9 protein-coding genes are annotated in these 10,886 nt (G+C 70.8%); 2 read left to right on the plus strand and 7 right to left on the minus strand.

All coding sequences use genetic code 11. The features are described 5' to 3' along the window. Positions 1-148: 148 nt before the first annotated feature. The 6 genes from ACTMTF_RS37200 to ACTMTF_RS37225 form a co-directional block, all read right to left on the minus strand. Positions 149-808 (minus strand): response regulator, encoded by a 660-nt coding sequence (locus ACTMTF_RS37200; protein WP_441114861.1) that lies wholly within the window; start codon positions 806-808, stop codon positions 149-151. Further along, positions 805-1,296 carry a sensor histidine kinase gene (locus ACTMTF_RS37205; RefSeq protein WP_441114862.1) on the minus strand — a complete coding sequence of 164 codons (492 nt, stop codon included), beginning with the start codon at positions 1,294-1,296 and terminating at the stop codon, positions 805-807. The genes ACTMTF_RS37200 and ACTMTF_RS37205 overlap by 4 nt, the downstream gene beginning before the upstream one ends. Positions 1,297-1,420: 124 nt before the next feature. Continuing rightward, entirely contained in the window at positions 1,421-3,547 is a 2,127-nt protein-coding gene (locus ACTMTF_RS37210) for a carbon starvation CstA family protein (protein WP_441114863.1), read from the minus strand. A 3-nt stretch (positions 3,548-3,550) separates the two neighbouring features. Next, the gene (locus ACTMTF_RS37215) at positions 3,551-3,877 is read right to left on the minus strand and encodes a hypothetical protein (protein ID WP_397011041.1); all 327 of its coding nucleotides are present in this window, start codon (positions 3,875-3,877) and stop codon (positions 3,551-3,553) included. Between the two features lie 75 nt (positions 3,878-3,952). Further along, positions 3,953-4,531, minus strand: a complete 579-nt coding sequence (locus ACTMTF_RS37220; RefSeq protein ID WP_441114864.1) for a hypothetical protein — start codon at positions 4,529-4,531, stop codon at positions 3,953-3,955. 79 nt (positions 4,532-4,610) lie between these two features. Further along, positions 4,611-5,327 (minus strand): spermidine synthase, encoded by a 717-nt coding sequence (locus tag ACTMTF_RS37225; RefSeq protein ID WP_441114865.1) that lies wholly within the window; start codon positions 5,325-5,327, stop codon positions 4,611-4,613. A 132-nt stretch (positions 5,328-5,459) separates the two neighbouring features. On the opposite strand from ACTMTF_RS37225, the gene ACTMTF_RS37230 reads away from it, so the two are divergent. Further along, a complete protein-coding gene (locus ACTMTF_RS37230; protein WP_441114866.1) occupies positions 5,460-7,043 on the plus strand; it encodes a peptide chain release factor 3 in 1,584 nt (527 codons plus the stop codon). A 58-nt stretch (positions 7,044-7,101) separates the two neighbouring features. Next, positions 7,102-7,695 carry a DUF305 domain-containing protein gene (locus ACTMTF_RS37235; RefSeq protein WP_441114867.1) on the plus strand — a complete coding sequence of 198 codons (594 nt, stop codon included), beginning with the start codon at positions 7,102-7,104 and terminating at the stop codon, positions 7,693-7,695. A 3-nt stretch (positions 7,696-7,698) separates the two neighbouring features. Here the strand turns inward: ACTMTF_RS37235 and ACTMTF_RS37240 are convergent, their stop codons facing one another. Further along, positions 7,699-10,695, minus strand: a complete 2,997-nt coding sequence (locus tag ACTMTF_RS37240) for an MGH1-like glycoside hydrolase domain-containing protein (protein ID WP_441114868.1) — start codon at positions 10,693-10,695, stop codon at positions 7,699-7,701. Positions 10,696-10,886: the final 191 nt, after the last annotated feature.

Raw genomic sequence — 10,886 nt, forward strand, 5'->3', positions numbered from 1 at the left:
CGCGGCGGCATGCCCCCCACGGTGTGCACCAGCGGGCATGACAGGCAAGTCCTGCGAAAGCTCTACAGAGCCGATGATAAATCGGCGACGGCCGCCCGGCTACGCGAACGTCGGCGCCGGACAGGCGCAGGCGGCTCCCCCTCCGGCCTCACCAGCCCGACGGGCGGACCAGCCCGCACTCGTACGCCAGCACGACCGCCTGCACCCGATCCCGCATCCCCAGCTTGGCGAACACGTGCGCCAGGTGGGTCTTGACCGTGGTCTCGGCCAGGAACAACCGGACGCCGATCTCGGCGTTGGTCGCTCCCGTGGCCAGCTCGCGGAGCACGTCGAGCTCACGCTTGGTGAGCTCACGCAGCGGCTCCGGCACCCCGGCGACCGGAGGCGGGCTCCGTACGAACGACTCGATCAGGCTGCGGGTGACGCGCGGGGAGAGCATCGCGTCTCCGGACAGCGCGCTGCGGACGGCGACGACCAGCTCCTCCGGGGAGATGTCCTTCAGCAGGAACCCGGTGGCCCCGGCACGGAGTGCGGCGTACACGTACTCGTCCGCGTCGAACGTGGTGAGCACGATGACCCGTGGCGGCTCCTCAGTGGCCATCAGCTCCTCGGTCGCCGTCAGCCCGTCCTGCCGGGGCATCCGGATGTCCATCAGCACCAGGTCCGGCCGCAGGTCGAGGGCCAGGCGCACCGCTTCCGTCCCGTCCGCCGCCACGCCCACCACCTCCACGTCCGGCTGCCTGTCCAGGATGGCGCGGAACCCGGCACGCACCAGCGCCTGATCGTCGGCCAGCAGCACCCGGATCAACGCGGCCCCTCGGCGGGGAAGGCGGCGTGCACCGCGAAGCCGGGCCCGTGCGGTCCGGCCCGTAGCCGGCCGCCGCACATGGCCACCCGCTCGTGCATGCCGATCAGCCCGTGGCCACCTCGGGGTGCGGGCTCCCGGACATCGCCGTGGCGCGGGCCCGAGTCCGTCACCGCGACCTCCAGGTGCGGCTCGGTGCTGACGCGCACGGTCACGTGGGTCTCGCCGGCGTGCCGCAGGGAGTTGGTCAGCGCCTCCTGCACGACCCGGTAGACCGCCAGTTCCCGGCCGGGGTCGGCCTCGGCGTGCTCGGGCAGCCGCAGATCGACCGTCAGTCCGGCCGAGCGCATGGAGGTGACGAGTGCGGGCAGGTCCGCCAGCCTCGGCGAGGGGTTCCCGGGCGGCGCGTGATCGTCGCCGGCCCGCAGCAGGTTGACCGTACGGCGCAACTCGCCCAGGACCTGCCAGCCGGTGGCCTCCACCGCGAGCATGAACTTTCCTCGATGACGGGCTCACCGAGATCGCGAGCCACTGGATCATGGCGCTGGCGGCCGGTGTGGCGGCGTACGGCCTCTGGCGGTCGCGCGTGCCCGAGCCGGCCCCGGCCGCCTGAGCTCAGCCGGTGTCCGACGAGGCCCTGGCCATCAGCTCACGCTCCTCACGGGTGGCGATGAGCCCGGCCGGCGCGTGGATCTTGGACTCGTGGAACGGCTCCTCCGTGCTCGGCATCGGCTCCCGTGTCCTGATCACCCTCACCCAGATGCGCGCGGCGTCCACCAGCACCACGATGATCAGGATCGCGAACAGCGCGGCGAGGATCCCGTCGATGGTGGAGTTGACCACGATCTGGCGCATCGCGTCGAACGACTTGGCCGGGGCGAGCAGCTCCCCCCGGTCCAGGGCGCTCTGGTAGCGGTCCCGCTGGGCGAAGAAGCCCAGGGTGGGATCGCTGGAGAAGATTTTCTGCCAGCTCGCGACCAGCGTGACGGCGACGTCCCAGGCCAGCGGCAGCGCCGTCACCCAGGCCCACTTCAGCCGCCCGCTCTTGATCAGCAGCGTGGTGGCCACGGTGAGCGCCACCGCGGCGAGCAGCTGGTTGGCGATGCCGAACAGCGGGAAGAGCTGGTTGATGCCGCCGAGCGGATCGTTGACCCCCTGGTAGAGGAAGTATCCCCAGGCCGCCACGACGACGGCGCTGGATGCCACCAGGCCGGGCCACCAGCTCACCCGCGCGATCGGCTTCCACAGGTTGCCCAGCGTGTCCTGCAGCATGAACCGGCCGACCCGGGTCCCGGCGTCGACCGTGGTGAGGATGAACAGCGCCTCGAACATGATCGCGAAGTGGTACCAGAAGGCCTGCAGCGCCGCGCCGCCGAGGAAGCCGGAGAAGATCTGCGAGATGCCGACGGCCAGCGTGGGCGCGCCTCCGGTCCGCGCGATCAGGGTCTCTTCCTGTACGGCGTCCGCGGCGGACTGCAGTTGTTCGGGCGTGATGACGAAGCCCAGGTTGGTGACCGCCTGGGAGGCGGACTCGACGGTGGCGCCGACGACGCCCGCCGGGGAGTTCATCGCGAAGTACAGGCCGGGGCTGAGCACCGAGGCCGCGGTGATGGCCATGACGGCGACGAACGACTCCATCAACATGGAGCCGTAGCCGATCATCCGGACCTGCGACTCCTTCTGGATCATCTTGGGCGTGGTGCCGGACGAGATGAGCGCGTGGAAGCCGGACAGCGCCCCGCAGGCGATGATGATGAACACGAACGGGAACAGCGACCCGGCGAAGACCGGCCCGTCGCCGGTGAAGGCGAACTCGGTGAAGGCGGTGTTGCGCAGCGGGGGCAGCGTGATGGCGATCCCGATGGCGATCAGTACGATCGTGCCGATCTTCATGAAGGTCGACAGATAGTCGCGCGGCGCGAGCAGCATCCACACGGGCAGCACGGCGGCGACGAAGCCGTACCCGATGAGCCAGAGCGCGAGGGCCGACGGGCTGAGCGTGAAGACCGACGCCCAGCTCGACTCCTGCACCCAGCCGCCGGCCGCGATGGCCAGCAGCAGCAGCGCCACCCCGATCGCGGTGGTCTCGACGACCCGGCCCGGCCGCAGCACCCGCAGGTAGAAGCCCATGAACAGGGCGATCGGAATGGTCATCGCGATCGAGAAGACGCCCCACGGGGATTCGGCCAGGGCGTTCACCACGACCAGGGCCAGCACCGCGAGCAGGATGATCATGATGGCGAAGACGGCGATCAGCGCCGCGGCCCCGCCCACCGGGCCGATCTCGTCACGCGCCATCTGCCCCAGGCTCTTGCCGTTGCGCCGCATGGAGAAGAACAGGACCACCATGTCCTGCACCGCCCCCGCGAAGATCACTCCGGCGACGATCCAGATGGTGCCGGGAAGGTAGCCCATCTGGGCGGCCAGCACCGGCCCCACCAGCGGCCCGGCTCCCGCGATGGCCGCGAAGTGGTGACCGAACAGGATCCGCCGGTCGGTCGGGTGATAGTCGATGCCGTTGTTGAGCCGTTCGGCCGGGGTGGCCCTGCGGTCGTCGGCCCCCAGCACCCTGCGCAGGATGAACCGGGCGTAGAACCGGTAGGCGATGGCGTAGGAGCCGAGGGCGGCGGCGAGCAGCCAGACGGCGTTGACGTTCTCGCCCCTCGACAGGGCGAGCACCCCCCACCCGGTGGCGCCGACGACCGCGACCAACGTCCACACGATGACGGAACGCACGTTCACTGATTACCTCCCGAACACGGGACGGCCCAGGCAGCAGCGCAGTCCCGCGTCCGGTGGCAGATCGGTCGTGAAGCGCCGCCAGCGCCAGAGCGGGCGACAGTCGATCGTCACTGGCAACTCGACCAGATGCGTCCAGGCAGTGGGGTGGGCGTACACCAGATCCGTCCCCAGCCGGCGGGCCCGCCGGGGCAGCTGGGACCGTCGCAGTGACCGGACTGAGAACTCCCCGGAGTCCGCGCAGCAGAGTCCGGTGACATGCCAGTCGAAAAAGATCACTTCGTCGGCGCGGAGCGCCTCACATGCGGCGGTCGTCAGCGTGATCCGGGACATTCTGGGCTCCTGAAAATGCTGGTAACCCAGAGTCAGCCTTCCCCTTGCCGTGCGTCTTAATCAGAAGCGGCTTAATCAGAAGCGGCGGCACTGGTCTTCCTTGTTGCCGCCGACGGCGTTGCGGCTCCCGGTCGGCCGCGGGCTGTTCTCCTTGCACTGCAGGTCGCCCTTGATCGAGTTGCGGTAGATCCGCACGCCGGCGCGGTTGGCCATCACCTGGACGTTGCCGCCGATCCGGTTGCCGCTGACCCGCTGGTAGCGGCGGTTGTCGTCGAGCTGGACGTCCTCGCCGACCCGGGACGAGGTCACCGTGGCGGCGCCGCCCTGCTTCACCTGCACGTTGCCGCGCACGTACGACTTGGCGGTCAGCGACACGGCGCGCGCGCCCTCGGCCTGCACGTTGCCGCCGACCTTCACCTTGCGGGCCACCAGGGTCGCGTTGCGCTCCACCTTGATGTCGCTCTTCACCCGGGTGCCGACGAGGATGCAGGTCGCCCCCTGCGGCACCCGCAGGCCGTCGACGGACACCGCGCCCATGGTCCCCCGGCAGGCCCGCTCGTCCGCGAGGGCCGGCGTCGCCACCACGAGCCCGCCGAGCCCGCCGAGCACGCTGCCGAGGACGGTGCCGGTGAGAGCCAGCTTGATCTTGTTCATGTCATGCCTTCCGTCGGGGTGTGACCAGAAGGATGTCCATCGGCGGTGAGGGGCCGGTGAGGCGAAGATGAGACGGTTCTCATGCCAGCGTGGCGACGTACACGGTGTTGGTCGCCGGGCGTCCCTGCAGGTGGTTCGGGAAGGTGACGACGTGCGCCTCCCCCGTGCTGAAGACCTGCCTCAGGCAGGCGTTGAACTCCTCGCTCGGCGGGTCGTTCGACCAGAGCGCGAAGACGCCGCCCGGGTGCAGGTGGCGGGCCAACCCGCGCAGCCCGTCGGGCCGGTAGAAGGCGGCGTGGCCGGGGTGCAGGACGTGGTCGGGGGCGTGGTCGATGTCGACCAGGATGGCGTGGAAGCGCCGCTGCGGGCTCTCGGGGTCGAGCCCGGCGGGGGTGGCGGCCATGGCGAAGAAGTCACCGTGCACGAACCGGCAGCGGGCGTCGCCCGTCAGGCCGGGGCCGAGCGGCAGCAGTCCGCGCTCGTGCCACTCGATGACCTCCGGCAGCGCGTCGATCACCACCAGGGAGCGCACCCGGGCGTCCTCCAGCACCGAGCGCGCGGTGTAGCCCAGGCCGAGCCCGCCCACGGCGACATCGAGCGCGTCCTGGTCCAGGGCGGCCAGGCCGAGCCGGGCGAGCTGGATCTCCGCCTCGGTGAACAGGCTGGACATCAGGAAGTCGTCGCCCAGCTTGATCTCGTGGACGTCCGTGCCGAGGGTCGGCTCGCGCCGCCGCCGCAGGCTCAGGTCACCGAGCGGGGTGGGCCGCCAGTCGAGCTCCTCGAATCTGACACTCATCGCGTTCTCCCCCGTGCCGTCGCGCCGACGCCGCGCAGTGTCGGCCCAGCGGTCAGGTTAGCGCGCCGAATCGTGCGTACCTCAACGTTGGGTACAGTGGCGTGCGCAGACCTACAGCGACGGAGTGACACGATGACGGACGTTGCCGGGGAGGCGAAACGGCGCAGGACGTTCGCTGTGATCAGTCACCCGGACGCGGGCAAGTCGACCATGACCGAGGCCCTGGCGCTGCACGCTTCCGCGATCACCCAGGCGGGCGCGGTGCACGGCAAGGCGGGGCGGCGTGGCGTCACCTCCGACTGGATGGAGCTGGAGCGCACCCGAGGGATCTCCATCACCTCGGCGGCCCTGCGCTTCGAGCACCGCGGCCACGTCTTCAACCTGGTCGACACGCCCGGCCACGCCGACTTCTCCGAGGACACCTACCGGGTGCTGGCCGCGGTCGACTGCGCGGTGATGCTGATCGACGCGGCCAAGGGCATGGAGCCCCAGACCATGAAGCTGTTCGAGGTCTGCCGCCACCGCCGCATCCCGGTCATCACCTTCGTCAACAAGTGGGACCGGCCCGGCCGCGAGGCCCTGCAGCTGCTCGACGAGATCGAGGAGCGCACCGGCCTGCGGCCGACCCCGATCACCTGGCCGATCGGCATCTCCGGCGACTTCCACGGCGTGGTCGACCGGGCCGAGCAGCGCCTCATCCGCTACCTGCGCACCCCGGGCGGTGCGACCAAGGCGCAGGAGGCCGATCTCACCGCCGAGCAGGCGGAGGCCGAGTGGGGCGGCGACTGGCTGCGGGCCGGCGAGGAGGTGGCGCTGCTCGACGAGATCGGCGCCGACCACGACCAGAAGGCCTTCGAGTCCCACGAGTCGACCCCCGTGCTGTTCGGCGCCGCGCTGACCAACTTCGGCGTCGGCCGGCTGCTCGACGCCCTGGCCGACCTCGCCCCCGCCCCCGGCCCCCGCGCCGACATCGACGATCGCCCGCGCGCGGTGGAGGCGCCCTTCTCCGGGCTGGTGTTCAAGGTCCAGGCCAACATGGACCCGGCGCACCGCGACAGGATCGCGTTCGTCCGCGTCTGCTCCGGCCGCTTCCAGCGCGGCATGGTGCTCACCCACGCGGCCACCGGCCGCCCCTTCGCCACCAAGTACGCCCAGGCGATGTTCGGCCAGGAGCGCGCCACCGTGGACGAGGCCTTCCCCGGCGACGTCGTCGGCCTGGTCAACGCCACCGCGCTGCGCCCCGGCGACACCCTGTACGACGGTGTGGCGGTGACGTACCCGCCGATCCCGAGCTTCGCGCCCGAGCACTTCGCCGTCGCCCGCGCCCGCAACAGCGGCAAGTCCAAGCAGTTCCGCCGCGGCATCGACCAGCTCGACGCCGAGGGCGTCATCCAGGTGCTGCGCTCCGACCTGCGCGGCGACCAGGCCCCGGTGCTGGCCGCGGTCGGGCCCATGCAGTTCGAGGTCGTCCAGCATCGGCTGGCCGCCGAGTTCGGCGCCGAGATCAGCCTGGACCACCTCGACTACACCCTCGCCCGGCGCACCGACAGCGCCTCGGCCGAGCTCATGGCCGGCCAGCGCGGCGCCGAGGTCCTCATGCGCGGCAGCGACCAGACGCTGCTGGCGGTCTTCACCGACCGCTGGCGGATGGGCTCCATCAAGTCCGACCACCCCGGCCTGGTGCTCGAACCTCTCATCGCCGACACAACCACCTGAACCTTCTCTTGTCGGACGGCGTATCTCCCAGTAGCCGTCCAGCAGAGAGGGGCGATCCATGCCACTGAGCGCCTGGTGTCCGCCACGTACGAGGCTCGCGGCGGTGGCCGTGGTGCTGTCCGTCCCGCTGTTCGCCGCCTGCGCGCCCGCCAGTGGAGACCCCATCCCGGCTGCTGCCGCCGCGGTGAACACCTCGACGTCCCACAACGACGCCGACGTCCGCTTCTCCCAGGAGATGATCCCCCACCACCAGCAGACCATCCAGATGGCCGAACTGGTGGCCACGCGGACCAGCAACGAGTACGTACTGGCCGTCAGCGAGCACCTGATCGACGACGAGCGGACCGAGATCAGGCAGATGACGAAGTGGCTGCAGTCCTGGAAGGCGCAGGTGCCGCAGGAGAACGCGAAGAGCACCCACAGCATGCCCGGCATGCTGTCCCAGCAGCAGATGGCCACGATGGCGCGGCAGTCCGGGGCCGAATTCGACCGCACCTGGCTGACCCTGCTCTCCACGCACCTCGGCCACGGCATCGTCATGGTGGAGAACGTCCAGGCCAAGGGTGAGCATCAGCCCACCCTCGACCTCGCGGGCAAGCTCCTCACCGGCCAGCGCCAGCAGATCGCCGAGATCGCCACCCACCTGGACTGATCGTCAGCGCCTCCTGCCCTCCACCGCGTCGATGCCGATCGTGCCGCTGGAGCCGCGCAGCCCGAAGCCGTACCGGTAGCCCTGCCTGGCCTGGGCGGTCGCGAGGGTGTCGCCGAGGTCGGCGGTACGCAGCTCCCGCCACCCGCCTCCGGTCTCGGCGTAGGAGGTGATGGCGGTACCCGTCAGGACCAGCGCGAAGCGGTCGCCGGGCTTCAGGGTCAGCGGTGCGTCGCCCGCCAGGGGCAGGAGGTCGCCGTTCACGCTGACGTTGAGGCCGGACACCTGGCGGGTGTGGTTGTACCAGGCGGTCACGTAAGTGGACGTGTCCTTCACCCAGCCCACGAACACGCTGTCCTCCGGCCGGCCGTGGCCCGCGAACGAGCCGGCGGTCAGCACGCTGACGGCGTCCCCGTCCGGTAGCGGTCCCGGTCCGGCCACCAGGGCGAAGTACGGTCCGGGGCCGGTCGCGGCGAACCGTCCGTCGCCGACGGCGATGTCCGGCTTCGCCTCCCCGCCGGACGGCTGGTAGGCGGTGTAGCTCGCGGAGGTGTCGGCGCCGAACGCGTCGGCGACGTCCACCTGCGGGAAGGCGGCCAGATCGAGGGGTACGGCGAACTGCTCGTAGGTGCTGGACACCCGCTTCGGACGGCCGGGCGACCCGTACCGGGCGAAGGCCCGCACCGGGTATCCGCCCGGTCGTACGCCCGCCGGAGGCCGTACCGTCCAGCGCACGGTCAGCTCGTCCCCGAGCCGCACCCGGGCCGCGCCCGCCGGTCCGTGCGGCCGGGCCGCCCAGCCGGGCGGCACCGCGAGGCTCACCCGCACGTTCGTGGCCGGGGTCGCCGCGGTGTTGGTGAAGACGGTGGTCACCTGTTCGCCAAGGGTCACGGTCAGCCGGGCGTCGTCGGTGGAGGGCGACCAGGCCTGCAGTTCGACGACCCCGACGTAGGCGTCCTGCGGGTTGTCGAACACCAGCCGGAGCCTGGTGGTCGTCAGCGCGGGGAAGGTGATCCGGTTCAGCGCGTTGCCGGCCGGCCGCTGAGGGGTGCGGAGCTGGCCGGGCACCTCCTGCCAGGCCGCGCCGTCCCAGTGTTCCAGCCGGTATCCGGCCGGCGCCCGTACGCCTCCGCCGTCGTCGTAGGGGTGGAAGCGCACGTCGCTGACCTCGGTGGGCACGCCGAAGTCCAGGCCGAGGTGGTCCTGGGCGTTCGGGGAGCGGTAGTTGGTCCACCGGCTGTGCGGGACGTCGTCGTAGTAGATCCGGCCGTCCACGGTGTCCCACACGCTGTCGATGCCGTTGGTGTACGACGCGAACGGCCGGGGGTAGCCGCTCCCGTGCGGGTTGGCCGCGTCGTTCACCATCGCCGGCGTCCCGTCGCCCGGGACGGAGGCGGGCATCGGCGCGGTGAGCTCGCCGAGGGTCGCCCGGGAGGCGATCCGCCGCCCGTCCACGTACAGCCGCAGGCCGGCGCCCTGCCCGTAGCGGGTGCCGTCGCGGTCCCACAGCACGGTGACGTTGTGTCCCCGGTAGGGGACGTTCTCCAGGGCGAAGTGGTCCCAGGAGGCCGGGGCCAGCGGGTTCACCACCAGCCGGTTCCCCGGCTGCGGGCGCAGGCCGATCAGGCCGCTGATCACCAGGTCGTTGTAGGTCGAGTGGTTGTAGTGCTCACTGTGCCCCCGGCCGTCGTAGATCCAGCGCGGCTCGTCCGGGTGGTGCGCCTCGGCGACGTACGGCCGGCCGTCCTTGTACTGGCTGCGCGCGTACCCGCGCAGCACCTGGTAGTAGTCGTCGTTGTCCACCACCGTCTGGTCGCGGTCGTTGAGCAGGTTGGCCATCCCGGTCAGCGTCTGCGAGGTGGCGAACGGCCAGCTCGGCCCGTTCCACCGGCAGCAGCCCTGCAGCGCGTCGTGCATGAACCACTGGCTGCGCCGCTCGGTCGTGGTCGGCCCGTACGGCGCGGCGAAGCCCTGCGGGTCGAGCAGCTGGCTCCACGCCTGCTCGGTCCCCGGGTCGGCCATGCCGAACATCCAGGGGACGAAGCCGATCTGCTCGCGGCTGGACACCAGCCGCTGCTGCGGGTCCAGATCGGCGCGGGCCTTGTGGTAGAAGAACTTCCGCTCCGGGTCCCACAGCCAGCGGTGCAGGGCGGTGCGCAGCTCCTCGGCCCGCCGCTCGAACCGGCGGGCGGTGGCGGTGTCGCCCTGGGCGCGGGCGATGGCGGCGATGGCCTTGGCGTCGCCGTACTGGTAGGCGTTCAGCGTCGGCCGGTATCCGTGCCCGCCGTGGTACGGGTCGGCCGGGTCGCTCTCGTAGGAGGAGGCGGTGTACTCCATCGCGTCCCACACGGGCACCGACCAGTACAGGCCGAGCTTCTCGTCGTACTGGTGGCCCCACTTGTCGTACTGGCGGATCAGGTCGGGGAGCAGGCTCTTGACGAGCTCGGTGTCGCCCGTGACGAGGGAGCGCTGGTAGGCCGCGTCCGCCGCCCAGAAGCCGTACTGGTGCGCCCAGTCGTCGGTGTCCTCGTTGAGGAAGTCCGTCTTGGGCTTGGGGCCCGCGCCGTGGCCGCGCAGCCAGTAGCGGAGGTAGTCGTCGACCGGCCGGCGGTCGCGCAGCCAGCGGCCCTCGTAGATGTGGTGACCGGCGGCGGCGACGATGCCGCCCAGCGGGGCGGAGTAGCCGGGGGCGTTGTGGAACTCGGTGAGGATGTGGCCCGTCGCGGTGTCGGTGTAGCGGAGGTGTCGTTTGTAGGTGCTCCACCGGTAGTAGTACACGTCCTGGATCTCCCGGTCCGGGACTTCCAGGAAGGGGATGTTGGCCTTGTACCACTCCGGCTCGGCGTGGCCGGCGAGCAGGGCGTCGTGATCCAGGATGTGGGTCCCCCGGCCCACCTCCGGATACGGGAGCCGTGCGCCGGTGGCCTCGGCGGGGGTCGTGATGGCGAGGGGGGTCATGGCCAGCACCACGACGGCGGCGAGCGCTGCGGCCCTGCTTCTCATGGTCACCTTCAGATGTTCGGTCACATCCGATCGCCAGTCCGACCGGATATGACTGTTTCCCACCAGATATTGACCAGTTTGGTTCGGTTTGGCAAGGGTTCTGGGCTAGCTGGGTGTGGTGCCGATCACATGCTGTGTGTGGATTCCTCCACAGTTGATCGCTGGGGTTCTCCGTAACGTTCGTGCTGTCG

Source organism: Nonomuraea sp. ZG12 (genome assembly GCF_052068115.1).
GTDB lineage: Bacteria > Actinomycetota > Actinomycetes > Streptosporangiales > Streptosporangiaceae > Nonomuraea.